This window comes from Paenibacillus sp. FSL W7-1287 (genome assembly GCF_038004245.1).
GTDB classification, from domain to species: Bacteria; Bacillota; Bacilli; order Paenibacillales; family Paenibacillaceae; genus Pristimantibacillus; species Pristimantibacillus camelliae.
In genome coordinates this window covers 2,721,109-2,746,311 of record NZ_JBBORD010000001.1, presented here as the reverse complement: position 1 = coordinate 2,746,311, position 25,203 = coordinate 2,721,109, and the positions used below count along the sequence as shown (strand labels likewise).

Annotated in this window: 23 protein-coding genes; 19 read left to right on the top strand and 4 right to left on the bottom strand. The window is 43.9% G+C overall.

Annotation, left to right across the window (positions count from 1 at the left end; translation table 11 throughout):
• Positions 1 to 269: 269 nt before the first annotated feature.
• The 5 genes from NSQ99_RS12535 to NSQ99_RS12515 all read left to right on the top strand — a co-directional run bounded on the left by NSQ99_RS12535 (position 270) and on the right by NSQ99_RS12515 (position 3,494).
• Complete coding sequence (locus NSQ99_RS12535) at positions 270 to 983, top strand: hypothetical protein (RefSeq protein ID WP_340836987.1); 714 nt, start codon at positions 270 to 272, stop codon at positions 981 to 983.
• Positions 984 to 1,018: 35 nt separating this feature from the next.
• On the top strand, positions 1,019 to 2,140 hold the full coding sequence (locus tag NSQ99_RS12530) for an aminopeptidase (RefSeq protein ID WP_340836985.1): 1,122 nt from the start codon (positions 1,019 to 1,021) through the stop codon (positions 2,138 to 2,140).
• Positions 2,141 to 2,229: 89 nt separating this feature from the next.
• Positions 2,230 to 2,472 carry an HPr family phosphocarrier protein gene (locus NSQ99_RS12525; protein WP_251665603.1) on the top strand — a complete coding sequence of 81 codons (243 nt, stop codon included), beginning with the start codon at positions 2,230 to 2,232 and terminating at the stop codon, positions 2,470 to 2,472.
• Between the two features lie 197 nt (positions 2,473 to 2,669).
• The gene (locus NSQ99_RS12520; RefSeq protein WP_251665602.1) at positions 2,670 to 2,966 is read left to right on the top strand and encodes a YlaN family protein; all 297 of its coding nucleotides are present in this window, start codon (positions 2,670 to 2,672) and stop codon (positions 2,964 to 2,966) included.
• A gap of 147 nt (positions 2,967 to 3,113) precedes the next feature.
• Positions 3,114 to 3,494, top strand: a complete 381-nt coding sequence (locus NSQ99_RS12515) for an Asp23/Gls24 family envelope stress response protein (RefSeq protein ID WP_251665601.1) — start codon at positions 3,114 to 3,116, stop codon at positions 3,492 to 3,494.
• A 41-nt stretch (positions 3,495 to 3,535) separates the two neighbouring features.
• On the opposite strand, the gene ftsW is transcribed toward NSQ99_RS12515, so the two are convergent.
• Both ftsW and NSQ99_RS12505 read right to left on the bottom strand, forming a co-directional pair.
• Positions 3,536 to 4,735 (bottom strand): putative lipid II flippase FtsW, encoded by a 1,200-nt coding sequence (ftsW, locus tag NSQ99_RS12510; protein WP_340836981.1) that lies wholly within the window; start codon positions 4,733 to 4,735, stop codon positions 3,536 to 3,538.
• 15 nt (positions 4,736 to 4,750) lie between these two features.
• Positions 4,751 to 5,095, bottom strand: coding sequence for a YugN family protein (locus tag NSQ99_RS12505; protein WP_340836979.1), 345 nt, complete (start codon positions 5,093 to 5,095; stop codon positions 4,751 to 4,753).
• A gap of 312 nt (positions 5,096 to 5,407) precedes the next feature.
• Here NSQ99_RS12505 and NSQ99_RS12500 point away from each other — a divergent pair, with 312 nt between their 5' ends.
• Positions 5,408 to 6,601: an amidohydrolase gene (locus NSQ99_RS12500; RefSeq protein ID WP_340836977.1), complete on the top strand. Its 1,194-nt coding sequence runs from the start codon at positions 5,408 to 5,410 to the stop codon at positions 6,599 to 6,601.
• 36 nt (positions 6,602 to 6,637) lie between these two features.
• On the opposite strand, the gene NSQ99_RS12495 is transcribed toward NSQ99_RS12500, so the two are convergent.
• On the bottom strand, positions 6,638 to 7,468 hold the full coding sequence (locus NSQ99_RS12495; protein ID WP_251665597.1) for a thermonuclease family protein: 831 nt from the start codon (positions 7,466 to 7,468) through the stop codon (positions 6,638 to 6,640).
• Positions 7,469 to 7,647: 179 nt separating this feature from the next.
• Here NSQ99_RS12495 and NSQ99_RS12490 point away from each other — a divergent pair, with 179 nt between their 5' ends.
• From NSQ99_RS12490 to NSQ99_RS12460, 7 genes are all read left to right on the top strand, one after another.
• Positions 7,648 to 9,315 (top strand): DNA repair helicase XPB, encoded by a 1,668-nt coding sequence (locus tag NSQ99_RS12490; RefSeq protein ID WP_340836975.1) that lies wholly within the window; start codon positions 7,648 to 7,650, stop codon positions 9,313 to 9,315.
• On the top strand, positions 9,312 to 11,099 hold the full coding sequence (locus NSQ99_RS12485) for a hypothetical protein (RefSeq protein WP_340836973.1): 1,788 nt from the start codon (positions 9,312 to 9,314) through the stop codon (positions 11,097 to 11,099). Before NSQ99_RS12490 ends, NSQ99_RS12485 begins: the two co-directional genes overlap by 4 nt.
• A gap of 75 nt (positions 11,100 to 11,174) precedes the next feature.
• Positions 11,175 to 11,648: a YlbF family regulator gene (locus NSQ99_RS12480; protein WP_251665594.1), complete on the top strand. Its 474-nt coding sequence runs from the start codon at positions 11,175 to 11,177 to the stop codon at positions 11,646 to 11,648.
• Between the two features lie 30 nt (positions 11,649 to 11,678).
• Positions 11,679 to 11,942 carry a YlbG family protein gene (locus NSQ99_RS12475; protein ID WP_251665593.1) on the top strand — a complete coding sequence of 88 codons (264 nt, stop codon included), beginning with the start codon at positions 11,679 to 11,681 and terminating at the stop codon, positions 11,940 to 11,942.
• A 121-nt stretch (positions 11,943 to 12,063) separates the two neighbouring features.
• Positions 12,064 to 12,975 (top strand): selenium metabolism-associated LysR family transcriptional regulator, encoded by a 912-nt coding sequence (locus tag NSQ99_RS12470; RefSeq protein ID WP_340836972.1) that lies wholly within the window; start codon positions 12,064 to 12,066, stop codon positions 12,973 to 12,975.
• On the top strand, positions 12,966 to 13,847 hold the full coding sequence (locus tag NSQ99_RS12465; RefSeq protein WP_251665591.1) for a PHP domain-containing protein: 882 nt from the start codon (positions 12,966 to 12,968) through the stop codon (positions 13,845 to 13,847). The genes NSQ99_RS12470 and NSQ99_RS12465 overlap by 10 nt, the downstream gene beginning before the upstream one ends.
• A 164-nt stretch (positions 13,848 to 14,011) precedes the next feature.
• Complete coding sequence (locus NSQ99_RS12460; protein ID WP_340835123.1) at positions 14,012 to 15,364, top strand: transposase; 1,353 nt, start codon at positions 14,012 to 14,014, stop codon at positions 15,362 to 15,364.
• Positions 15,365 to 15,519: 155 nt separating this feature from the next.
• Here NSQ99_RS12460 and NSQ99_RS12455 read toward each other — a convergent pair whose 3' ends face one another.
• Positions 15,520 to 17,319 carry an Rqc2 family fibronectin-binding protein gene (locus NSQ99_RS12455; RefSeq protein ID WP_340836970.1) on the bottom strand — a complete coding sequence of 600 codons (1,800 nt, stop codon included), beginning with the start codon at positions 17,317 to 17,319 and terminating at the stop codon, positions 15,520 to 15,522.
• Positions 17,320 to 17,472: 153 nt separating this feature from the next.
• On the opposite strand from NSQ99_RS12455, the gene NSQ99_RS12450 reads away from it, so the two are divergent.
• The 6 genes from NSQ99_RS12450 to rpoZ all read left to right on the top strand — a co-directional run bounded on the left by NSQ99_RS12450 (position 17,473) and on the right by rpoZ (position 25,065).
• A complete protein-coding gene (locus tag NSQ99_RS12450; protein ID WP_251665589.1) occupies positions 17,473 to 20,229 on the top strand; it encodes a calcium-translocating P-type ATPase, SERCA-type in 2,757 nt (918 codons plus the stop codon).
• Positions 20,230 to 20,991: 762 nt separating this feature from the next.
• Entirely contained in the window at positions 20,992 to 21,825 is an 834-nt protein-coding gene (gene dapF, locus NSQ99_RS12445) for a diaminopimelate epimerase (RefSeq protein WP_340836967.1), read from the top strand.
• Positions 21,826 to 21,848: 23 nt separating this feature from the next.
• Positions 21,849 to 23,699: a bifunctional homocysteine S-methyltransferase/methylenetetrahydrofolate reductase gene (locus NSQ99_RS12440; RefSeq protein ID WP_251665587.1), complete on the top strand. Its 1,851-nt coding sequence runs from the start codon at positions 21,849 to 21,851 to the stop codon at positions 23,697 to 23,699.
• A gap of 213 nt (positions 23,700 to 23,912) precedes the next feature.
• On the top strand, positions 23,913 to 24,173 hold the full coding sequence (gene remA / locus NSQ99_RS12435) for an extracellular matrix/biofilm regulator RemA (RefSeq protein WP_005548256.1): 261 nt from the start codon (positions 23,913 to 23,915) through the stop codon (positions 24,171 to 24,173).
• An 18-nt stretch (positions 24,174 to 24,191) separates the two neighbouring features.
• Positions 24,192 to 24,803, top strand: a complete 612-nt coding sequence (gene gmk, locus NSQ99_RS12430; RefSeq protein WP_340836887.1) for a guanylate kinase — start codon at positions 24,192 to 24,194, stop codon at positions 24,801 to 24,803.
• Between the two features lie 16 nt (positions 24,804 to 24,819).
• On the top strand, positions 24,820 to 25,065 hold the full coding sequence (gene rpoZ / locus NSQ99_RS12425) for a DNA-directed RNA polymerase subunit omega (protein WP_251665585.1): 246 nt from the start codon (positions 24,820 to 24,822) through the stop codon (positions 25,063 to 25,065).
• Positions 25,066 to 25,203 lie beyond the last annotated feature (138 nt).

Genomic DNA, 25,203 nt, shown 5'->3' with positions numbered 1-25,203 from the left:
ATTTGTTTTGTGGTGATTCAATTTTAACAGATGGTGTTCTTTTTGTATTTAAAAAAATTAAAGCCGTTGAAATTTTACTCGTCGTAAAATTTCAACGGCTTTCTTTGTTTGTTAGGGCTGGGTTTTGTCCCAGCCTCTTTATTGTTTTGTCATACGTACAAACGTCAAGAGGATTGAGTTATTCTACCCATTGATGTTAGATATCAGCGCATAACTAAGCTAGCTTTGAGTTAAGCTATAACGGAATGAAGTTATAATCGAGGTGGCTTATGCGTAAAAATAGTAGTCTGATTGGCTTGTTTGTTTGCTGTATCATTATAGCAGCCTGCAGCATTATTACGGATAATCGAACGGGTGATGAGTGGCTAGAACTTTTGCGCGCGGGAATGGTTGCAGAGGACGACTTTCGCTTTAGCGGCACGGTTGTAATGGGTTTTGAGGATGGGGTGGCACTGCAGCCGTTTGCCTTTGAAGGTGAAATAGAGAAGCATAAGCAGATCGCTATGTTTGCAGAGCAGTCGAACAGCTTTGTAAGTAACCCAGTTAATGAAATTGATTTTATTGCGAAAAATTATACAGAGGCAAAGGTTACGTATAATGGACTTGATGAGTCAGAGCAAAGCAATATTATAGTGCTGGGTGTAACCGTAGATCCAGAGGCAGCTACAACAAGGTGGAAGGAGCTGCTCAAAAAAGAGTTAACTAATGTGACACTGGACGCTTTAACTCGTGCAAAGGATCAAAAAAAGCATCTTACACTTGTCCAACAGGAAGTGGATCGTTCACAACAAGAGCTTGAGCAAATGCTAAAGGAATTGAAAGTCGCTATGAATGTGGAAATTACGATTGATCCTACTCGTATCGTTCCGCTTCAATTAAACGAGCATGTTTCCATGGATTATATGAAAGATGGCTTAGAGATCAAGGAGTTTCGTAAAAGCAATATCAAGTTTGATCTAAGTCCAGCTCAAGTGGTACGATAGATTTTGTTGAAGGAAGCGTATAGGGGGAATGATTTATGCGTGACAGTAGAATTGATCAATTGGCTCGTAATCTAGTGCAATATTCGATCGATGTACAACCGGGTGAAAACATTTTGATTGAAATGATTGGGGAAGAGATAGAGCTCGTAAAGGCGCTCGTAGAAGAGGTGAGCAATCGCGGTGGTCGGCCGTTCGTAGAGCTTAGTCATCGCGCCGTTACTCGCAGTTTGCTGAAGCATGCGTCTAAGGAACAAATTGAATTATGGGCTGAGCTTGATCTTGCAAAAATGCAAAAAATGCACGGATATATCGGCATCCGAGCAAGCGATAATGTAAACGAACTAAAAGATGTGCCTGAGCAGCAAATGAAATGGTATGAATCGATTCATCTTAAAAAGGTGCATATGGAGCAAAGAGTGAATCACACAAAATGGGTCATCCTACGCTATCCAAATGCATCCATGGCCCAGCTAGCTGGTATGAGCACAGAAGCATTTGAGGATTTCTATTTCAATGTATGCAATCTTGATTATGCGAAAATGGAAGTGGCAATGGAGGCGCTCTATCAACGAATGAGCAATGCTGATCAAGTTCGCATTACAGCTCCAGGAACAGAGCTTTCGTTCTCCATAAAAGGAATCGGAGCAAAAAAATGCTCCGGACATCGCAATATTCCTGACGGAGAAGTTTACTCTGCACCAATTCGCGATTCGGTGGAAGGCACCATCCACTATAATACGCCTACGGTGTATGGTGGAACTACATTTCAAAATGTGAAGTTGACCTTTGAAAAAGGTAAAATCGTTCATGCTGAAGCAGGAGATCAAACGGAGAAATTAAATCAGATATTGGATACGGATGAAGGATCACGTTACATAGGAGAATTTGCTATCGGCTTTAATCCGTATATTTTGCATCCAATGAATGACATACTATTTGATGAAAAGATCGCAGGCAGCCTTCACTTCACACCAGGACAATGCTATAAAACTTGCGACAATGGAAACAACAGTGCGATTCATTGGGACCTTGTATTAATTCAGCGAGCAGACTACGGCGGTGGCGAAATATACTTTGATGGCGAGCTCATTCGCAAGGATGGACAATTTGTCACTCCTGATTTGCAAGCATTGAATCCGGAGCAATTAAAAGCTTAATATTTTATTTGGAAAATGCTTGAAGGTTACTCTATTTCAATGTATGATGGTAACTATATAAAACTTATTTTTCTATGGAGGGATCTCCCATGTCGAATAACGCGGCAATTGTCGAAATTTCACAAGCGGCGAGTAAATTTACTTCGTCTATCGTGCTACAGGCTGATAGCAAATACATTGATGTCAAAAGTATTTTAGGCTTGTTCACAACGTTAGTGGGCGGTCACGCTTATGAGCTGCATGTTCATGGACCAGACGCAGAAGAAGCTAAAAAAGCAATGTCTGAAGTTTTTGCTAAGCATAGCTTGAACGTTACGATTATTTCAGAGTAAATGATGAATCGGGCACTTCTCCAGTGGAGAGGTGCTTTTTTAATGTGATCAACAACAGTAAATCAGTAATCAAAGGCTAGAGCTATTGAATCAAGCTTTTATTCATGTTCACACTAGTTTATCCTTGTACTTATCTTGTTTTTCGTCTAATATAAAGAGAGGTAAAGTTGTTGGAGAAGCAGTGAAGGAGGGATTCGATGTCTGCACTAGAGCGCACTGAATTATTAACTGAACGAGCACTACGTCTTCTGCAGGAGGATGCAGCTAAAATAGAAAAGCTTATTGAAGTCCAGATGGCGAATCTTACTACCCGTCAATGTCCATTATACGAAGAAGTACTTGATACACAAATGTATGGATTTTCACGTGAGGTTGATTTTGCAATTCGTATCGGCTTAGTTTCCGAGATAGAGGGAAAAGAAATATTAAGTCGACTAGAACGCAATCTGGCTGTATTATATGAAGCGTTGGATCAGAAGGGACAGTCTCAATAGAGATTGTCTTTTTTATTTATTAACATTTTTATGTTTTACTATAAAGTGGAAAATATGAAAGAGCTTGTTTATTTGTGTGCTTCAACTTGATTAAGGAAATGATATCCTATACAATGTACATATATGGCCTATTGAGGAGTGAATGACATGACCGAGGAACTTCAAACTGGTTTAATTCGTATTTCTGATGATGTAGTAGCAACTATAGCGGGACTTGCAGCACTCGAAACGCCTGGCATTGCAGCAATGTCTGGTGGCATATCAGAAGGGCTTGCTAAACGACTAAGTGGAAAAAACGTACAAAAAGGTGTATCGGTTGAGGTAGGTCAGCTAGAAGCAGCAATTGATCTTCGTATTATCGTACACTACGGAATCCCAATTCAAGAGGTTTGTCGTCAGCTTCAGCTTAATGTTCGAGAACAGGTTTCTAACATGACTGGACTTCAAGTTGTTGAAGTAAACGTCAAGGTTGAAGGAGTAGCCTTCAAAGAAGAAGAGCCAGAAGAAGTAGTAATGCGTTTGAAATAAACGGAACATAATAAACCGAACGACAAGAAAACGACTGTCTCCTAATCGATAGGAACAGTCGTTTTTTTCGTTGTCGTAGATGTAATTGTCGTCTTGTCCATCACCTGATAATACTCTCTTGAGATGCTCAGCAATATTCCCATGCCCATGAGCATAGCAAGAATAGAGGAGCCCCCGTAGCTTATGAATGGCAGCGTAACCCCTGTTAGAGGAATTGCTCCGGAAACACCGCCAATATTAATAAAGGCTTGAAAAGCAATCAGTGATACGATGCCAATACCTGTTAACATTCCGAACTGATCCGGGCAGCGAACAGCGACGATAAAGCCTCTCCATAAGAAAATAATCATAAAGATAAGGAACAATGCAGCTCCAATAAAGCCAAGCTCCTCAGCAATAACAGCAAAAATAAAGTCACTGTATGGATATTTCAAATAATGGAGCTTTTGAATGCTTTCTCCGAAACCAGCTCCAATAAAGCCGCCATGCCCAAAGGCTTGCAGTGAAGATACAAGCTGCCATGCACTGTTCTGAGCATTCCCGATTGGATCAAGGAAAGCCGTGAACCTTGCGATTCGATAATTCCAGGCAGTTGGATTCGTTAGAATCGAATAGGTGACGATCGGTGTAAGAATAGCGGTTCCGCCAAGCAATGTTAACAATAAATGCTTTAGCTTCGCGCCTGATGCCCAGATCATCATACCCGCACTACCAGCAATTACGATAACGGCGCCAAGGTCAGGCTGTAACATAATTAGTCCGCATATAAATGCGATGATGATAAGAACAGGGAGTAGTCCGCGCTTAAAGTCACGAAACTTTTCTCCCTTCTTCGATATCAGTGCTCCTAAATATACTATAAGGGCAATTTTAGCGAACTCTGTAGGCTGTATCCCGAGACCTGCATATCCGAACCAGCTTCGCGCACCATTAATTTCCGGCGCGATAATCGGTACGAGTATTAGCATAATAATGACTGGAATAAAGAAAAGAATTTGCAGCTTTTTGAATCTGCGGAACGGAATGTTCATAATGAAAAACATCATGAACACACCAAGGCCAGCAAATATGAACTGGCGCTTCGTAAAGTAAAGAGCATCAAAATTCATTCCTGCAGATACAACCGCAACACTTGAGCTCGCGCTAAACACCATTACTAGACCGAAACCGACAAGTATTAGCGTCATAATTAGAAGTAGAAAATCTGGTCTACCTTTACTAGTTTTTTGCGGAGCTTTCATAATATTACCTCTTTATTAGCTTAATGCAGAATATAAAGCTTGAATACCTTTGTTTGCAACATCCATTACATGCTTAGGAATAGGTGTTTCATAGTCAAGACCATGCGGAAACGTAGAAAGACCAATGTATACGTCCTCAATAATAAGCACAGCATGTGGATTTTCAAGCTTACCTTCAATCGCACGTGTGTTCACACGAAGATAGTATACATCGTCAGATTGCGAGTCTTCAATTTTCAAATCATATGTAGCACGAGTGTATTCCCATTGGCCACGGAAAAAGCCAGCTTTTTCTGCTGCTTCATCAAGATAGCCAAGCTCACTTTTGAGCCCGTTAAGTCCGGAATTTTCGATAATCATTCCTGTTCCTCCTATAACATTAGTTGTGAAGTGTCATCTAACTACGAGTTTCGATTCTCATAGCAGTAGGCTGCTCTGCAATCTGTCCAAAGCAATATGCGATGGAACGGATGATCTATACAAATCTAGTATCGAGCTATTCTTTCATAATGATAGTATGTTTCATTGGCTAGTGCAAGCATTACTGATAGACAAAATACCTCGAGCGCGATATAACATTACTAGATTCATCCATTACAGCATTACCGCTGTTACGATTTTTCTGTTACACTATAATAAGAATTTTGATCTAAAGGATAAGGAGGTAACTGCATGACGATATTACAGCAGCTAGAGCGGTACACCGAAGAAGTTTTTGATCAGGCGGTGTCATGGCGTCGTTATCTTCATCAATATCCAGAGCTTTCTTTTCACGAGAAACGTACATCAGCATGGATTGAGCAGCGTCTAGAGGAAATGGGCTGCAGTGTAACACGCTGTCAACATAATTATGGACTCATCGTTACAATTAAAGGCGATCTGGCCGGGCCGACAATTGCTTTACGTGCAGATATGGACGCGCTGCCGATCCAGGATGAGAAGTCTGTAGATTATGCATCTAATGTACCTAATGTGATGCATGCATGTGGTCATGACGCACATACCTCTTCATTGCTTGCTATTGCACAATTTTATGTACAGCGAAAGCATGAGCTCAAAGGCGAGCGTAGGCTAATATTTCAGCCAGCAGAGGAGCTGGCACCTGGCGGTGCGGCGTCAATGATTGCTGAAGGTGCGCTTAGTGGAGTAGATGTTATATATGGAGTCCATCTTTGGACACCGCTAGCGTATGGTAAAGTCGCAACAAAAAGCGGTAACTTTATGAGCGCGGTCGATGATTTCTCAGTAGAAATTCAAGGCTTAGGTGGTCATGGTGGAGTACCGCATCATACAATTGATGCAATCGTCATTGGCTCGCAAATTGTACAAAGCCTGCAAACGGTCGTCAGTAGAAATATAGATCCGATCTCACCAGCAGTTGTTACCATTGGAACTTTTCAGGCTGGACAAGCAAATAATGTCATTGCTGAGCGTTGCTTGCTGAAGGGGACGATTCGTACCTTTGATGAGAGAAGTCGCGAGATTGCTCAGAATAAGGTCGAAAAAACGATTCAAAAGCTTTGTGAGCTGCATGGAGCAACGTATCGTTACGAGCTGAAAAAAGGCTACCCGGCAGTAGTTAATGACCAGGCTGAGGCGAATCGCGTGTTAGAGGTCGCTCGCACGATTGTGGGGGATGAAAACACTGAGGAAGCAGCTCCGATTATGATTGCAGAGGATTTCGCTTTTTACTTAAAGGAAGTGCCAGGGTGTTTTATGTTTGTTGGTGCAGGAAGCGAAGCAGCCGGTGCTGTATATGCGCATCATCACCCGCGCTTTGATCTGGATGAGCGTTCGATGAAGCTTGCTATTCGCATGCTGGTTGAAGCTGCTGAGCATTATGCGAATCAAGTTCAAGCTCAATAAAGCAAACTAAAAAACGAGCTTATCACTGATGTGGAATTATTCATTCCACTCAGCGATAAGCTCGTTATTTGTGTTATACAGCTCAGCGCTTTCCTTTTCATTCAGATCCCATACGAGATCATTACCCCAGTAGAAAGCGATTTTCTCAGGTATACGTTCCATACTCCTTGCATAGATTGCTGCTGTTTCACCTGGTTCAAGCACCAAGTCCTCAAATATATAGATTTGATTCCCCGTAACACTTACAAGCTTCCATTGGCTTAAATCTAAGTCCTGAGAAGTATAGTTTGAAACCAATGCCTTCTGATCATCCTTCACAACTGTTAATCGAATACCAGTATAGGGTGCAGCCTTTAATGTGACATCATCATTGCTCGTTTCCTGCTCATCAAACCAAAGCCCGACTTTGTTTGTTTTCGCAAGCTGTTCAAACTTTTTATAAATGTTTTCCATTTTAATATTTGGCTCTGTAACTAGCACTTTTGCATAGCCTGTCTCAAGAAGCAATTCATTCATAATCGTACCGTCTCTAAGCTTGACTATGGCAAGCAGCTGACCGTTTTCATTACGCATTTCTTGATCAAAGCTAAGCATTACCTCCTGCGAGTTAGTTAATTGATCGGATATAAATTCATAAATCCGATCTCCAAGTATTTCATGATTAATATTAACAACGTCAATAGATAAAAAGGTTACTTGCTCAATATGATCACCAACAATGATTTCGAAGGTGTTGTTATTAATAATTTTACCAATAGGATACCAGGTATTCTCTTTCATATTTGAAGTCGCAGAAGGTAGTCCAGAGCATGCGCTAATGAATATAAAAGCTGCTGCAAGAATGGCGACACAAATCAAATTCCTCATGTAAAGAATATCCTCCGAAATGTCGAAAATCGTAAAAAAAGAACGATAATTATAGCTATTATACCATAGATTTCGTATTTACATATAGATTTCATGCAATATGAAGTAAAACAGGCATAAAACACCTGTTAAACCTCAATACTGAACGTAAGGAGAATGCAGTAAGGAAGGGTAGATATATGCAGCGTAGGAACGTTTTGATTGTGCAGCGAGATATGACATTACTATTAGATCGAGAGGCTCATTACGCCGCTGAGGCACGTTCAGCGATTGGGAGCTTTACAGAGCTCCTAAAGGTGCTTGGTCAATTTGAGGTCTATGAATGTACACCAGTCACCGTTTGGAACGCACTTGCTCTAGGATTGAAATGTGAGAAAATTATTGATGTATTACATACATATGCCAAGGGGGCACTGCCTGCTGCCTGCGAGAGTCAAATCAAGCTTTGGGCTTCTCGCTTTGGTCGCTTAACACTATTGCTAGATGATCAGCAGCTTATTATGCAGGGAGACGAGGCAATGATGCAAGAGCTGGAAAGCTTGAATCTTGGTTCAAGCTGGATAGAAGCTAAGCATCCTAACAATAGATGGATAATCAAGCAGGAGGGTCGCGGCTTTCTTAAGCAAGAGCTTGCGAAAGCAGGCTATGCGGTTCAGGATTTAGTTGGTTATCACGATGGAGAAGCTGTACATATGGAGCTCAGACAACAAGCTCAATCTGGGGCTAGCTTTCATCTGAGGGATTATCAGCGCAAGGCCATCGCTGCTTTTCATCGTGATCGTGTAGGCGGTAGTGGGGTAATCGTACTTCCGTGCGGTAGCGGGAAAACGGTAACTGGGATTGGAGTCATGGCCAGTCTTCAAACTGCTACGCTTATCGTAACATCGAGTGTAACTTCAGCGAAGCAGTGGCGTGATGAGCTGCTGGACAAGACATCGCTTAGTCCAGAGGATATTGGCTTGTACGGGGGTAAAGCTCGTTCCGTAGAGAAGATAACGATTGCGACCTATACAATTTTGACCCATCGAAACAAGTCTACTGATCAATATGATCATATGAAGTTATTCTCCGAGCGAGATTGGGGACTCATTATATATGATGAGGTCCAGTTGCTGCCCGCTCCGATATTTCGCATGACCGCGATGATTCAAGCAACAAGGCGTCTGGGGTTAACCGCAACTTTAATTCGTGAGGATGGCTGTGCGAATGATGTATTCTCTCTTGTCGGCCCCAAGCTGTACGATCTAAGCTGGAAAAAAGCGGAGGAACAGTCCTATATTGCAAAGGTTCACTGCACAGAGGTTCGAGTTAAACTTCCAGCTCATGCTGAAGAGCAGTATAACACGGCATCTGCAAGACTACGCTTAAAGATCGCGGCTATTAATCCTAATAAGATTGCGACAGTTAAACAAATTATGAGGCTTCATCCAGACTTGCCAACGCTAATTATTGGTCAATACATAGAGCAGCTGAAGGAGATGTCAGTCGAGCTAGGTGTCCCATTGCTAACAGGAAGCACGGACTATGAACAGAGAGAAGCGATATTTAAGAAATTTCGCAATCGAGAAATTTCAACCTTGGTTGTCTCACGAATTGCAAACCTAGCAGTAGATTTACCAGACGCAGCAGTTGCCATTCAAGTATCTGGCAGCTTTGGCTCGCGCCAAGAGGAGGCGCAGCGCATCGGTAGATTGCTTAGACCGAAACGTGGAGCCAACGAGGCCTGGTTCTATACGCTCGTAACGGAAGGCAGTAAGGAAACTGAATTTGCGTTAAAAAGAGGGTTGTTTATGCTCGAGCAGGGCTATCAATATCGTTGCATACATGAGCAAGAGGTGTTTCTATGATGACGTTGCAGTGCTGGCTTCATGTTGTTCCTCGTGAGCAGCGAGAGCAATTTATGCATAGCAAGCTTTGGCGAAGCTATATGGACGAGTGGATCTGGGGACTTGCGGTCGTAGATGAAGAAATCGTTGAAAGCACATATGAGCAACTCAATGAGTTTGAGCAGGATATATTGCTGGAGCTGCTGAAGGAAGGCTTGTTGCTAAAACCGCAGCACTTGGACACGCTTGTTCACATATTAATTCGTCGTTTAGGCCGCCCATTGCAGCAATGCAAGCAAGCGCTGCAGCTTTTATTAGAAGCGGGAATTGTTCTAGCTTTTCAAGATCCATGGCGCGGCTTGATATTGTGGATGCCGCTCCCCATATTAAACAATTGGCGAAAAAAGCTGTGTGTACCACTGTCTATTCCGTACGAAGAACTACAAGATAAACAGATTAATGATTCGACCGCTATAAGCATAGAGCATTGCAGATATGAGCACGAGCTGTCTTTGCCTGTTCAGCTTACGATGTTTTTACAGCAAATTCACAATACGCCGCTGCAGGTTACAAAGCAGGGTCAGTTAAGTAAAGCTTCTACTAAACAGCTCCAAAAACGGTTGAAGCTGCTAGATGAGCGGACAGAAACTGAACTTGCGTGGAAAAATCTGATGCAAGGCTCTGGAGCAATTGTGGAATTTTTTCTAGAGCTTGCCTTCAATCTTGGTATTGCTATTCAGAAGGAGAACCAGATTCGTTTAGTTTACGGAAAGCTCAAGGAATGGCTCGCTTTACCTCAATCAAGGCAGCAGGACATCCTCTGGCAGTGGCTCATCCAGCAGCTTGTGTTATCGGACCTTCCTGTCGATGCAATACTTGTAATGCTCGATAGCAAACAGGATAATCACTGGCATGCCTATAGGATGCCCGCTGAGGCAGTATCCTCCTTGCTAGAGCTGCTGGAGCTATGTGCTGATTGTGGCTTCCTCTCATACAGCAGCAGTCCTGATAAGGGCATCCTATATATACGTCGTTCAACTGTCGCTCAGCCAGAGCACCAGCTTCATATTCAACAAAATGGTGAGCTGCTTTTGCTTCCCGGCATTATGCCGTACGTATTGTGGAGCGGGTTAGAAATAGCTGAAGTCGTATCGGCACAAGAGGTGGTTAGCCTTCGTTTAACTTTAAAATCACTGCAACAAGCACGTCATTCCACCGATCGAATTCGTGAATGGCTTCAAGGGCATACTAATAATCAGCTCCCGATAATGGTTGAACAGCTGCTCCTCATGGCAGAGGATGCTAGATCTGTATCTAATTCTACACTGAACAACGAGAGCGGAAACAATGCGAATGCTGATCAGGAAGAGATCGATTTGCTATCTATGAGTGAAGTACAGGACGGTTGGTTCGAGATGTGCTCCTTCAGCAGCTGGGGGGTGTATTGCAGACATCCGCTTGGTCAATTAATGGATACTCCACTTGCGGATTACAGTGCTTTGCGGGAGTATTTTAATCAAGAGGCTAAGGCACGGGCTTCCATACCGAGAAGCTGGCAAAGCGAGCTTCGTAGTTATCATTTGTCCACGAAGCAGCAAATCGTCGAGGCGGCGATCGAGCAAGGCTTATGCTTGAATGTTACGACTTCGAGTGGCAGCTGTAAGCTTGTCCCTTTATTACTGGAATACGACAGCGAGGAAAGCATTCTGCAAGCTTTATCGTATAAAGTGCCTGAAAGCAAGCGTCCACCGCTGCGAATCGAGCTAAAAGCGATTGAAGCCATCCAGCTAGCAATGGGTCAATAGCATTAAATAAATGTATTGGCATTCGCTGAGTTGTGTGATAACGTATAAATGTAGTATGCAGAAAGAGGTGGTATAATGTACGAACAAGGACAAGCTATTGCCACCGAACCTGGAGCTGCGTCAATTGATATGGCGTCTTTACTTCTTAAAGCCTACGAGCTTGGGGATACCATTATTGCATCTGACTCCGTTGCCAATTATTTATATTGGCAAGCTGAGGTTGCTAAAAATACAGAGGTTAAAGTTATTCAGCGTGAGTTTGAACGAGCAAAGGAGCTGTTTGAAGAAACACAGCGCTTTGGCAGATTTCATCCAAACTACCATGAAGCAAAGGATCGCGTGAAAGCGATCGAAGCAAAGCTGAATGACATTCCGTGTGTGCGAGCGTTTAAGGAGCACGAAAAGCAGCTTGATGAGCTGCTTCATGAAGTTGCGACAACAATCGCAAGAGCAGTATCAGAGACGATAAAGGTTCCAAGCAATGAAAAAGCAGGTGGAGGCTGTGGCAGCGGAGGCTCATGCAGCTGTGGCAGCGGAGGCTGCGGTTAAGTTCATATTGGCTGGAGGGAGTAGTCAGTTATGTTACCAGAACGCACGGGTTATATAGTGTGGGTAAGTGATCTAAAGGCGGCACGCGGCTTAGAACGACTAGGTACGGTGCATTATATGTCTCGCAAGCTACATTATGTAGTCTTATATATGAATGCAGATAAGGTGGAGGAGAATCTGAAGCAGCTGCATAGGTTAGCCTATGTACGCAAGATTGAACGCTCTTATCGCAATGAACTTAAGACGGAATACAGTAAAGATGTAGAAGATAAGACAAGAGCATACAGCATTTAGTTAACAACGGGGGTGTCTTGAGGTCATTGTAATGACCTCGAGCACCCCCTTTTTTTCAATTAAAATAGTCTGAGCCAACCATTTCATGTATAATGGCTTCAATTAGAGAGGTGACATCAGAATGCCATTAAATTTTCATCAGTTACATATTTTCCATACCGTGGCTGAGCGAGGAAGCTTTTCCGCTGCTGCCCAAGCTTTATATATGACACAGCCTGCCGTAACGATGCAGGTGCAGTCTCTGGAGGAGTACTTCGGTACGAAGCTGTTTATGCGTTCCACAAAAAAAATCGAGCTAACCGAGGCAGGCAAGGTACTGCTTCCTTATGCGAAGCGGAGCATTGATCTGATCCGTGATACCGATCAAGCCATGACCAGCTTCACACAGCAGCAAAAAGGACGGCTTCTGATCGGGGCTAGCTTAACGATCGGTGAATCTATTCTACCGCGCTGGCTCGGTCCATTCGGTAAGGAATATCCGAATATCGGGATTAGTATGAAGGTTATGAATACGACGCATCTTATAGAGGAAATCGAAAATCATCAATTGAATTTTGCGATTATTGAAGCGCCAATTGAGCATCATGACCTGCAGATTGAAGCCGTCATGGAGGATGAGCTTATGCTAGTTGTCCCAGCAGATCATCCGTTAACGAAACGTGACGACCTAGAGCTAGCAGACGTACTCGAGTATCCGTTCATCCTTCGTGAGCAAGGCTCAGGCACTCGCCAAGTAGCGGAGGATATACTCATTGCACATGGACATAATCCTCAATCGCTTAAAATCGTCATGGAGCTGGGCAGCACCGGGGCAATAAAGTCTGCTGTTGAGGCTGGACTAGGCATATCCTTTCTGTCCGTTTCATCCGTAAAGCACGAGATTGCATTAGGACTTATTCGAACAATACCGATTAAAAACGTAACGTTTAAGCGGAAGTTTTATTCCGTTTACTTAAAATCATCGCTGCTGCCTATTAGTGCGGTTACATTTCTGAATTTTTTAAGAGAGAGGGATCTTAGTCAATGGCTCTAAGTCAGTACATCGATATGCATGTCCATACAACGGCATCTGATGGGCAATACAAGCCTGAGCAAATCGTCGCAATGGCCGCAAAGCTCGGGCTTGGAGGTGTTGCTGTAACGGATCATGATACGACTGCAGGTATTGCTGAGGCACGGGCAGCGGCAATCAAGCATAATATTCGATTTTTACCTGGAATAGAAATTAGTACGGTTGCCGATGGTCTCGATATTCATGTGCTAGGATATTTTACAAGAAATGACGATGAAAAGTGGCAGCAGCGGCTAGGTAAGCTTGGTGCAACGCGTGAGGCAAGGAATGAGCTGCTCATCAATAAATTGAACGAGCTTGGCATTTCCGTTACGCTGGATGAGGTTGTGGCTGTAAGTGGAGATCAGGGCTCCATTGGCCGTCCTCATGTTGCCGAGGTGCTTATCGCAAAAGGGATAGTGGAGACGAAGCAGCAGGCGTTTGATGAATATCTCGGAGAGGGCGGTAAAGCGTTTGTTCAGCCGCGTCGTATTCACCCGACTGAAGCTTTCCAATGGATCCGTGATGCTGGTGGCGTATGTGTGCTTGCACATCCAGGTATCTATCATAATGAGACACTTGTAGAACAGCTGCTAGCCGCAAAGCCTGATGGCGTTGAGGTTATGCATAGTGATCACACTCCTGAGCAGATCACCCGCTACATAGAGCTCGCGGATCGCTTTGGATTAATAAAAACAGCTGGATCAGATTTTCATGGAGCGAGTGATGACGGCAGTAGCTTTCATGGTGGGCTAGGCTCAGTTACAGCTGATTTATCGGTATACGATCAATTGGTTGCACTCCATCAGCAGCGAGCAGTAAGCTTTAAGAAGAAAAGCACTGATGAAGAGTAGTGAGAAGTAGGAAATTACGTTGTAAATAAGTGCTAAGTGAATCAATTTCATAAATCTAAAGCCCCGATATGACTAGCTTTCTAAGGCATGAAAAAAGGAGAACCTCCCCAAATCTCGAAATTGTTAAGTACCACCAAAACAATGAGATGAAAGGATGAACCCCTATGCCATATATTCGACACGAAAGTCTGTTTTCCTTGCAAGACTTGTTTTCTATGGAGCAAAAATTTCGTTTTGAAGCCATATTTAGTGCAATAGATATTCAACCTTTACTGTCCGTGGTCAGTAAAAAATCAAGGCTTGGTGCTCCCGTTGAAGTTCACTACTCGGCGATGATTTACTCGTTAATCGCTAGACTCATTTCACGCATCCCGACAATTAAAGATTTAATCAAAAGGCTCCGTGAGGATCTTTTGTTTCGTCTGGATTGTGGCTTTATGCTGTCAGATTCCATTCCTTCTGAAGCATCCTACTCTCGGCTTATTCAGAAAATTAGTCAGAGCAACGCACTAGAGCAGATGCAACAACAAGTCATTACTCATGCACTGCAAGAAGGATTTATTCTCGACGATACGATTGCCATCGATGCTACACATGTAGTCGCTCGTGATCAAGCACCTAAGAAGCAAGCGAAAGAAAAGCCTGAACCTAAAAAACGTGGACGTAAGTCGAAAGAAGAACATAAGATTTGGCTCGCACAAAAACAAGCTGAAGAAGCAACAAAAACGATTTACCAACGAGAAATAGCTGATCAATTGACAACATCCTACGAACAGCTAAGCCAACAGATGCCACTAGACCCACAGTGGGGCATCAAGAAAAATAGTGAACAAAACAACGTCTTTTGGTATGGCTACAAGGCACATTTGGCGGTTGCCACAAGTAGTCAATATATTCTAGGTGCGTTGCTATCTTCAGGTAATTTAAATGATGGAAAAGCTGCTATTCCTTTATTAAAGGGGCTTGCCCTTCATCATCCGTGCTTTAAGTATCGCTATGCAACAATGGATGCTGGGTATGACCATGAACCAATTTATGAGCAAGTAAGAAAAGCAGAAGCTCATGCGATTATCGCCTACAACCGTCGACGAGAACCCGAATATATCGGATTCGATGAGCATTTTGCTCCAACCTGTGTAAGAGAACAATCCTATCGTTATGATAGCTACGATGCGAAATACGAGACGCTAAAGTATATCCGTCCGAAAGCATGTGAAGAATGTCCGCTTAAAAAAGATAGTTTGTGTCAAAAGGTGTACAAAATTAAAATAACATCCAGTCTTCGCAAGTATACGGCACCTGCACGAGGAACGGTATCTTGGGATCATATAGCTAAACGCCGAACCGCTGTTGAACGTGTGAATGCCTATTTGAAGGGGTATTTTCAACTGAATCATATTCGTCATCGTTCAGGTCAAAAAGCAAAAGCACATTTGACGCTGGTTTCTTTAGTATACAATGCAACGAAATTAGCAGTAGACCGCATCAATAAAAGATTAAAACATCAAGCAGCTTAAGCTTCAAAAAACAGGAATTAATAAATTCTGTTCGTCTGACTTTGTTTAGATAAGTGCATTATGAAATTGATTCAAGTAGAAAATAATAAATGAATTAGCTTTTTAGAATAAAAAGCAAACAGGCCGGCAGGATCACCCTGCCGGCCTGTTTGCTTTTATTTAACGGTATGCGGAAGCGCCTTTAGCTTTTCCTCATCAGGCGTAATATAAACCGTTTTTTGCTGATCATAGATGACAAAGCCAGGCTTAGCACCGCTTGGCTTTTTCACATGTCGGATCAAGGTATAGTCAACTGGTACCATACTGGACGATTTAGCTTGAGAATAATATGCCGCAAGCATCGCTGCTTCCTCAAGTGTTGGATTGCCAAATTCATTGCTGCGAATGACGACATGGGAGCCTGGAATATCCTTTGTATGCAGCCAAGTATCATTACTGTTAGCAAGTCGGTTGGTGACATACTCATTTTGCAAATTGTTTTTGCCCACATAGATGTCAATACCTTCTGAGGAAGTGTAGCATAGCAGCTGAGGCTTGTTGCTCTTTTTGCGCTTGGCTCCTTTTTTTACTCGTTCTCTTAAATAACCGCCAGCTACGAGCTCCTCACGTATTTCTTCAATATCGCTTAGAGATGCAAGCTCAAGCTGCTGCAACAGAGTAGAAAAATACTCCAGCTCACGATTGGTAAGCTCGATCTGCTCCATCACGCTGACCTGCGAATTTTTTTGCTTCGTATAACGCTTGAAATACCGCTGAGCATTTTCAGAAGGAGTAAGCTGTGGATCAAGCAGTACGTGGAGGATCGCGCCGTTCTCATCGTAATAGTTAACTAAATCGACGGACTCATCCCCGCGCTTGATCTGATGCATATAAGCCGTGATTAGCTCACCCATAATGCGATAGCGATCTGCATCCTGAGCTTCATCATATGTATGCTGCAGCTTTACAAGCTTTTGCTCATTTTTAGAAATTTCGTTCGTAACAAAACGGATCAAATCCCCAGCGCGCTGCTTGACAGTATCTCGCTCCGCCTTATCGCCATAGAACGCTTCTAGCACCTCACTGACGGCTCGATATTCTGTGAACGAACCATCAATATGAGTGAGTGCAACGACAGAGAAATATTGCTTGTCACGAGCAGTTTCCTTCACGATCATTGGGCGGAACTGCTGCTGTTGCACAGTCTCCATCATATGCTTAAAGCTGGACCATAGGTCGTCAATATGATCGACTCGCAGCTGACCATCAAGCTGAAGCGGACGTTCTGTCGCATCGAGCCATTGGTCGTGCTGCTTCGTTATAGCGCGATAGATGATTTCATTTGCAAGCAGTGGAGAGAAACCGCTGAAGCTGCCTACTAACGTCTTGCTTGTAACACTGGCTTGTTCATCATCTCGATGTAAGGCATCAGTAAATTGCTCTTTCGTGTTTACTGCCAGCGGGTCAAGCTTGTTCTGCTCAGGTGGCGGCGTGTAGCTGCTTCCTGGCATGACAATACGGTAGCTGCTCACTGCTGGCGTTACGTGTTGAATGCCATCATGCACCGTATTCGTGTCCGGATCGATAAGGATAATATTGGAGTGTCGACCCATTAATTCAACGATGATCCGCTTGAACGATGTATCGCCAACCTCATCACGGTGGCGAACATCGATATGGATAATTCGTTCACGGCCAACCTGGGTAATTCGTTCAATGACACCGCCCTCACAGTACTTTCGCATCAGCATGCAAAACATTGGAGCCTCTAAAGGGTTAATATAGGTTGCATTCGTAAAATGTACACGTGGATACGTAGGATTAGCAGACAGTAGCAGCTTACCGCTCATTCCATTTCCGCGAATACCGAACACAAGCTCTTGGTTCGTTGGCTGATGGATTTTATGGATGCGAGCTCCGATACATTGTTGCAGCTCGTCTACAAGACTCTTTATTACAATTCCGTCTAAAGCCATGACTTTGTCCTCATTTCCTCAATTCATAATTCTATCATGCCATAACTAAAGTAAAAACTTAAGTGCTTTAGGGATATTTTATTGTTTGTCCGAATACATTTACGTTAGAAAGGTTGTCTAGGAAACTGGACAAAAACAGGAGGGAAGCAGAGGATGAGTCAACTATTTTGGCATCAATTGGATCGAAAGGAGCTCGTTGATACGCTGAATAGCTCGGAAGAGTCTGGATTAAGCATAGAGGCTGTTAATGAGCGTCTTGCCGAGCATGGCTGGAATGAGCTAGCTGAGACGAAAAAACTTTCACCGCTCACATTGTTTCTGAATCAGTTTAAAGATTTCATGGTTTTAGTGCTTATGGGAGCGACATTAATCTCTGGTCTGCTTGGAGAGTATTTGGATGCTATAACGATACTGGCAATCTTAGTGATCAATGCTGTTCTTGGCTTTATTCAAGAGTTTCGTGCGGAGCGTTCTCTCGTTGCACTAAAAGAGCTGTCGGCTCCAACCGCTAAAGTTATTCGTGAAGGAAAGCAGTTTACGGTAGCAACGAAGGAGCTAGTCATCGGCGATATTGTCCTGCTTGAAAGTGGGGATCGTGTACCTGCTGATATTCGTTTTCTAGAGGCTAACAACTGCTATGTAGAAGAGTCAGCGCTAACAGGTGAATCGATTCCTGTGTCTAAGCATGAAAGCACGCTACGTGAGGCAGAGCTTCCTTTAGGTGATCAGCGAAATATCGGCTTCATGGGAACGTTAGTCACGCGCGGGACAGCACGTGGTATTGTCATTCGGACAGGAATGGCCACAGAAATGGGTAATATCGCGAACCTGATTCAAGCGACAGAGGAAATGCAAACTCCGCTGCAGCACCGTTTAGAGCAGCTGGGCAAGCTATTAATAGGTATTGCTATCGCACTAACCATTATGGTTATCGTAGCGGGTATTATGCATGGGCAGCCTGTATATGGCATGTTCTTAGCTGGGGTCAGCCTTGCAGTCGCAGCCATTCCAGAGGGGCTGCCTGCCATTGTTACAGTTGCGCTTGCACTTGGCGTACAGCGAATGATTAAACGTAAGGCAATTGTTCGGAAGCTGCCTTCCGTCGAGACGCTTGGCTGTGCTTCTGTCATATGCTCCGATAAGACAGGAACGCTCACACAAAACAAAATGACCGTAACAAGAATGTGGCTAAGTGATCGCACCTTAAAGGTGACAGGAGACGGCTATGAACCAGTCGGCAAGGTGCTGGAGAACGAACAGGAGCTTGATGTTAGGCACGATAATTCGGTAAAACGTCTGCTGCAAATTAGTGCTCTGTGCAACAACGCAAGAATTGAAAAGCAAGAAACGGTACAGCGTAAAGGGAAAGCGATGGTCGAGCAGGAGGAGTGGGTACTGAATGGAGACCCGACGGAGGGAGCACTTACCGTATTAGCCGCTAAGCTAGGCTCACCCGTCAAGCTGCTCGAAACACAATACCGCAGAATCCAGGAGTTTCCATTTGATTCAGAGCGCAAGCTCATGTCGGTGGTGTCAGAGCATCAGGGCGGCCGCATATTGCACGTAAAGGGTGCCCCTGATGTGCTGCTTGATCAATGTACACATATTTTGTGGCAAGGAAAAGTAATCAGCATGACGCCTGCGCTTAAAGCGAAGTGTCAAGCGGCGAATGAAAAAATGGCACAGTCAGCACTGCGTGTGCTTGCCTTTGCCTACCGAGATCTTACTTCATCGAATCGTCTTGCTGATGCGGCAGATGCTGAAAGGAATTTAATTTTTGTAGGCTTAACCGGCATGATCGACCCGCCTCGAGCAGAGGTGAAGGATGCGATCGCCACTTGCCGAGCAGCAGGAATAAAAACAGTGATGATAACAGGAGATCACCAGCTTACTGCAGAGGCGATTGCTGGCTCACTTGGCATTATCCCGCGCGGAGGCGAGACATTATCTGGCAAGCAGCTTGAACAGCTATCGGATGAGGAGCTCGATCAGCGTGTTGAAAACATCTATGTATATGCACGTGTATCGCCAGAGCATAAGCTGCGAATTGTACGATCCTTGCAGCGTAAAGGACATGTCGTCGCTATGACAGGTGATGGCGTGAATGATGCGCCAGCGATTAAAGCAGCAGATATTGGCATTGCAATGGGGATTAACGGTACTGATGTATCGAAAGAAGCTTCCTCTCTCATCCTAAGTGACGATAACTTCTCAACCATTGTAGCAGCTATTGAAGAGGGTCGTGGCATCTATGAAAACATACGTAAGTTTATTCGATACTTGCTTGCATCGAATGTCGGTGAAATATTAGTGATGTTCTTTGCGATGATGGCTGGATTGCCGCTACCATTAGTTCCAATTCAAATTCTATGGGTCAATCTCGTGACGGATGGCTTGCCTGCTATGGCTTTAGGTGTGGATCAATCTGAAAATGATTTGATGCAGCACAAGCCGAGAAAAGCAAAGGAAAATATATTTGCAAGACGCTTAGGCTGGAAAATCATTAGCCGCGGCGTATTAATCGGATTATGTACATTAGGTGCATTTTGGGTGACATTGCTGGAGGGAGATCTTGTACGAGCGCAAACCGTAGCTTTTGCAACACTTGTTATGGCACAGCTCATTCATGTGTTTGATTGCCGCAGCTCACGCTCCATCTTCCACCGAAATATTTTAGAGAACAAATATCTTGTGCTTGCAGTCGTTTCATCGCTTGTGCTCATGCTAGGCGTTATGTATATCGAGGCTCTACAGCCGATATTTAACACGGTGTCTATTGGCCTGCGTGAATGGTGTCTAGTCATTGTTGCTGCTGCATTCCCTACGCTGTTCTTTGGCGTCGGTAGCGTGCTTAGTGGTGGGAAGACGAAGAGTAACAAAAAGTGGAGCTCCACAGCGAAAGCTGCTTAGGGGATGCTTCAACGTCCGGCTTTGATGACGATGCTATTGCGTTGAAGCTTAGTCGGCGGCGAATATGGCCCGCTAGCGAAAACTTTGGTGCTCACGTACCAACACCGTACGCTGCGCTACTCGTTTTCTACTAGCGCTCAAGCTTCTTGGTCCTGAAAGCCGAACTTATGAAGCTTTATTTGGAAGAGGATGCTTCAACGTTCGGCTTTGATGACGATGTTATTGCGTTGTAGTTGATTCGGCGGCGAATATGGCACGCTAGCGAAAACTTTGGTGCTCACGTACCAAGTACGTACGCTGCGCTCCTTGCTTTCTAGTAATAGCAACAGCGGAACTCATTCGCTATATAAGCCACCCTCCTTCCGCAGGAAGGTTCGAGCGATAGAGGGAATGAGTGTAGCGCTGAAAGCCGAACTTATGAAGCTTTATTGGAATAGGATGCTTCAACCGTCCGGCATTGATGACGATGCGTTGCTCTGGAGCGTAGTCGGCGGCGAATATGGCACGCTAGCGAAAACTTTGGTGCTCACGTACCAACACCGTACGCTGCGCTCCTCGTTTTCTACTAGCGTGCCATCTTCTTGGTCCTGAAAGCCGAACTTATGAATCTTTAATTTGTAGAGGATGCTTCGACATCCGGCTTCAATGAACGTATCACACAATTGTGCAAATGTTTATACAAATGCTTTATTCTCAATCTCCTCGTCTTTTTCTATGCTTATTTACACAGATATTTATTAGACGGACGAGGAGAGAGAGAAGATGGAATTTACAAAAATGCATGGACTAGGTAATGACTTTATTGTTGTATATGGTGAGAGAGAACTGCCAAGTAATGTGTCACAGCTTGCTATTGACGTATGCAATCGTTGGTATGGCATAGGTGCGGATGGCTTAGTGTATATCCTGCCCTCCGAGCGCGCGGACTTTTCTATGCGCATCATTAATTCAGACGGAACGGAAGCGGAGCAATGCGGTAATGCGATTCGCTGTGTATCTAAGTACGTGTACGATAACGGTCTCATTGATCGAGACGAACTTGCTATTGAAACATTAGGTGCTGGTGTACAAAAGGTACAATTGACCATTGAAAATGGAAAGGTCGAAAAGGTTCGCGTTGATATGGGAGAACCGATTCTAAATGGTACACAAATTCCTACATTAATCGATGCACCGCAAGTCGTAGAGCATCCGATTGAAGTGAATGGTCAGAAGTACAGCTTTACAGCGGTTTCAATGGGCAATCCACACTGTGTTATTCCAGTGGAGGATGCAGCAAACTTTGATTATTCTGTTATTGGGCCTATGCTGGAGAAGCATGAGCTATTTCCCAAAAAAATAAATGTTGAATTTATTACAGTATATAATCGCAACCATGTTGAGATGCGTGTGTGGGAAAGAGGAGCTGGACCAACGCTTGCGTGCGGCACTGGAGCTTGTGCAACATTGGTCGCTTCTGCTCTTCGCGGCGTGACTGACCGGGAAGCGAAAATATCTTTGCAAGGCGGAGACCTTTACATTGAATGGAATTCAAGCGATAATCATGTATATATGACAGGATCTGCGGAAGAGGTGTTTCGCGGCAGGTTCGAGTAGAGTATATAGGTGGCGTTGCAGGGATGGAATTGAATTTCAGAGATGCGCTAAATTCACGCATCTTAGTTGGTGACGGAGCAATGGGAACCTTTCTGTATAAGATGGGGTTCCCTATTGGTGTTCCATATGAGCAGTATGTAACTACAAAGCCTGAAGCTGTGCTAGATGTTCATCGTCAGTATGTTGCTGCAGGTGCACAAGTGATCCAAACGAACACGTACCAAGCCAACAGTGTGAAGTTTTCGCGCTACGGCATAGAGGATCAAGTTGAGGAAATTAACCGCATGGCTGTTCGACTAGCCCGTGAAGCAGCAGAAAAAAATGCCTATGTTGTTGGAACGGTAGGCTCTATACGAGATGGCAAGCGAGGAAATGTTCGAACGCTGCAGCTAACTGATGCGCTTCATCGTCAAATTCATGCTTTACTCTCTGAAGGTGTAGATGGACTGCTTTTTGAAACCTTCTATGATCTAGATGAAATGATGCTCGCTTTGCGCATTGCGCGTGAAGAGACGAATGTACCTATTATTTGTCAATTCGCAGCTGAGGATTCGGGGAGAACAGTGGATGGCTATGCGCTAGATACAGCGTTCGATCAGCTGCTTAGTGAAGGAGCAGACATTGTCGGCTTCAACTGTCGAACTGGACCTAATGGGATATTGAAGCTGATTGATGGTATCCATTCGGACAAGCTGACGTATTCTGTCTTTCCGAATGCTGGTGCTGCCAGCTTTGAGGATGGGAAGTATGAATATTCCGCTGGTCCAGATTATTTTGCCAAGATGTCACAGCAATTTGCTGATCGTGGAGCACGTTTAATTGGTGGCTGCTGTGGTACAACACCTGATCATATTGCTGCGATTGCAGAGGCGCTTCATGGCTACATACCTACAGCACCTGTCATTGCACCTAAGAAGAAGCCAATCGAAGCAAGCGAGCCTTCGACTATTCAAGCGAAATGGGGCAGCGCTCGTCGCAGTAGTGAAAATATTCTTAAGAAGGTGAAGGAGCGTCATACCGTTATTGTAGAGCTTGATCCACCACGTGATCTCGATATTACGAAATTTATGCAAGGCGCTCAGGCACTTAAAGATTGCAACGTTGATGCCGTAACGATGGCAGATAACTCTTTAGCTGTAACGCGTATGAGTAACCTGGCGCTAGCGGCGCTCGTTCAGGAGCATATCGGATTGACTCCACTTATTCATATCGCATGTCGTGACCGTAATCTGATTGGTACTCAGTCTCATCTCATGGGTCTTGACGCTCTAGGTATCGATCATGTGTTGGCCGTTACTGGAGATCCAGCGCGCTTCGGAGATTTGCCAGACTCAAGCTCAGTTTATGATCTGACCAGCTTTGAATTGATCCGTATGACGAAGCAGCTTAATGACGGCATCGCTTTTTCCGGTAAGCCATTAAAGCAAAAGGCGAATTTTATCGTTGGCGGAGCATTCAACCCGAATGTTAAGCATTTGGATAAAGCGGTGCAGCGCTTAGAACGAAAAATTACAGCTGGGGCAGATTACATTATGACTCAGCCGGTATATGACGTTGCACTAATTGAACGAATTGCTGAAGCGACGAAGCACCTTTCTGTTCCAATATTTATCGGGATTATGCCTCTTGCGAACGGTAGAAATGCAGAGTATCTGCATAACGAAGTACCAGGTATTCAGCTGTCGGATGAGGTTCGTGCACGAATGTCTGGACTAGAGGGTGAAGCTGGACGGGCTGAAGGGGTTAAAATTGCTAAGGAGCTTATCGATTGTGCGATTAAGCATTTCAACGGAATTTATATTATGACGCCATTCCTTCACTACAATATGGCTGTGCAATTAACTGAGTATATTCATGAGAAAACACGCGTCTAACGTACAGATTGCGAGAAAATTGTCGTTAGAGCTTGTTCTGCTTGCAAAAATCAATTAAAATGAAATTTATGTTATTGTATAGCTATGAATTATTGTATGTTGAATAGTGTTTTCGTTAACACTAGCAATAGGAATCATTTTCTATACTACTGAATATGGTGTGTTGCATTTGTATCTTACAATTGAAAGATGCATGCAAAAGGGGGATCTGGCTTGGCCATTAAGCTTATCAATATCGGGTTCGGTAACATTGTTTCTGCGAATCGTATTATTTCGATCGTAAGCCCTGAATCGGCTCCAATTAAGCGTATTATTCAAGAGGCGCGTGATCGCCATATGCTTATTGATGCTACGTATGGACGTCGTACTCGTGCGGTTATTATTACCGACAGCGACCATGTGATTTTATCTGCTGTGCAGCCAGAAACTGTTGCACACCGATTGTCCACGAAGGACGATGATAATGATGAATAGTACGAGGAGTTTAGAACAATGGGATTGTTAATTGTTTTGTCGGGTCCTGCCGGAGTAGGTAAAGGAACCGTATGCACTGCTTTGCGTGCACGTATGCCAGAGCTTGTATACTCCGTGTCTGCTACGACTAGACAGCCGCGACCAGGCGAAATTGATGGGGTAAATTACTTTTTCAAAACAAAAGAGCAGTTTGTCGAGCTAATCAAAGCGGACGCAATGCTTGAGTATGCGGAGTATGTTGGTAATTATTACGGCACACCGCGCAGCTTCGTTGAAGAGACATTGGCCTCTGGTAAAAATGTCATCTTAGAGATTGAAGTCCAGGGGGCTGTAAAGGTTAAGGAAAAATTCCCTGAAGCGATCATGGTATTTCTGTTGCCGCCATCGTTTGATGAGCTAAAGGCAAGAATTATCGGACGAGGAACGGAAACATTGGATACAATTAATACACGTATGAATGTTGCTGCTCAGGAAATGGGTCTGCTTAATCATTATGATTATGCGGTTACGAATGATCATATCGAGGTAGCGTGTGACAAAATTCGTAGTATTATTATTGCAGAGAACTGCCGCCGGGAGCGTCTACCAGACCATATATTGAATATGGCTGCCGCTGCTGAGAAAGCATAAATGAGGTGAATGTGCGATGTTATACCCATCGATTGATGAATTAGTACAGAAGGTAGATAGCAAGTATACATTAGTTGTTGCAGCATCAAAGCGAGCTAGAATGCTGCGTAACGGTGAAAAGTCAGAGCTGACAGGTGCTCGCTCACATAAAGCGGTAGGCTTTGCACTAGAAGAAATTTATGCTGACCTTATCAAGGTTGAGTATATTCCTGGTAAGGAAAAAGACGAGCAGAAGGATGCCCGTCAACAGGAAAAGGCGTAATATACTGTTGTTGCGATAAAAAGATGTGTGCAGCTGGCTGCACACATCTTTTTTAATTTATTTGCACAAAAAGAAGGTTAATTTATACGATATGTTGAATTACTTACCTTACGAGAAAATATGATATGATAAAGGGAA

Bases quoted from the DNA above. Each gene is read 5' to 3' on its own strand.
- gmk (WP_340836887.1), top strand. From the start codon at position 24,192: ATGGGATTGTTAATTGTTTTGTCGGGTCCTGCCGGAGTAGGTAAAGGA.
- NSQ99_RS12460 (WP_340835123.1), top strand. From the start codon at position 14,012: ATGCCATATATTCGACACGAAAGTCTGTTTTCCTTGCAAGACTTGTTT.
- ftsW (WP_340836981.1), bottom strand. From the start codon at position 4,735: ATGAAAGCTCCGCAAAAAACTAGTAAAGGTAGACCAGATTTTCTACTT.
- NSQ99_RS12515 (WP_251665601.1), top strand. From the start codon at position 3,114: ATGACCGAGGAACTTCAAACTGGTTTAATTCGTATTTCTGATGATGTA.
- NSQ99_RS12520 (WP_251665602.1), top strand. From the start codon at position 2,670: ATGTCTGCACTAGAGCGCACTGAATTATTAACTGAACGAGCACTACGT.
- NSQ99_RS12470 (WP_340836972.1), top strand. From the start codon at position 12,064: ATGCCATTAAATTTTCATCAGTTACATATTTTCCATACCGTGGCTGAG.
- NSQ99_RS12485 (WP_340836973.1), top strand. From the start codon at position 9,312: ATGATGACGTTGCAGTGCTGGCTTCATGTTGTTCCTCGTGAGCAGCGA.
- NSQ99_RS12530 (WP_340836985.1), top strand. From the start codon at position 1,019: ATGCGTGACAGTAGAATTGATCAATTGGCTCGTAATCTAGTGCAATAT.
- NSQ99_RS12450 (WP_251665589.1), top strand. From the start codon at position 17,473: ATGAGTCAACTATTTTGGCATCAATTGGATCGAAAGGAGCTCGTTGAT.
- NSQ99_RS12495 (WP_251665597.1), bottom strand. From the start codon at position 7,468: ATGAGGAATTTGATTTGTGTCGCCATTCTTGCAGCAGCTTTTATATTC.
- NSQ99_RS12440 (WP_251665587.1), top strand. From the start codon at position 21,849: ATGGAATTGAATTTCAGAGATGCGCTAAATTCACGCATCTTAGTTGGT.
- NSQ99_RS12475 (WP_251665593.1), top strand. From the start codon at position 11,679: ATGTTACCAGAACGCACGGGTTATATAGTGTGGGTAAGTGATCTAAAG.
- NSQ99_RS12535 (WP_340836987.1), top strand. From the start codon at position 270: ATGCGTAAAAATAGTAGTCTGATTGGCTTGTTTGTTTGCTGTATCATT.
- NSQ99_RS12465 (WP_251665591.1), top strand. From the start codon at position 12,966: ATGGCTCTAAGTCAGTACATCGATATGCATGTCCATACAACGGCATCT.
- NSQ99_RS12525 (WP_251665603.1), top strand. From the start codon at position 2,230: ATGTCGAATAACGCGGCAATTGTCGAAATTTCACAAGCGGCGAGTAAA.
- dapF (WP_340836967.1), top strand. From the start codon at position 20,992: ATGGAATTTACAAAAATGCATGGACTAGGTAATGACTTTATTGTTGTA.
- NSQ99_RS12480 (WP_251665594.1), top strand. From the start codon at position 11,175: ATGTACGAACAAGGACAAGCTATTGCCACCGAACCTGGAGCTGCGTCA.
- rpoZ (WP_251665585.1), top strand. From the start codon at position 24,820: ATGTTATACCCATCGATTGATGAATTAGTACAGAAGGTAGATAGCAAG.
- NSQ99_RS12490 (WP_340836975.1), top strand. From the start codon at position 7,648: ATGCAGCGTAGGAACGTTTTGATTGTGCAGCGAGATATGACATTACTA.
- NSQ99_RS12455 (WP_340836970.1), bottom strand. From the start codon at position 17,319: ATGGCTTTAGACGGAATTGTAATAAAGAGTCTTGTAGACGAGCTGCAA.
- NSQ99_RS12505 (WP_340836979.1), bottom strand. From the start codon at position 5,095: ATGATTATCGAAAATTCCGGACTTAACGGGCTCAAAAGTGAGCTTGGC.
- NSQ99_RS12500 (WP_340836977.1), top strand. From the start codon at position 5,408: ATGACGATATTACAGCAGCTAGAGCGGTACACCGAAGAAGTTTTTGAT.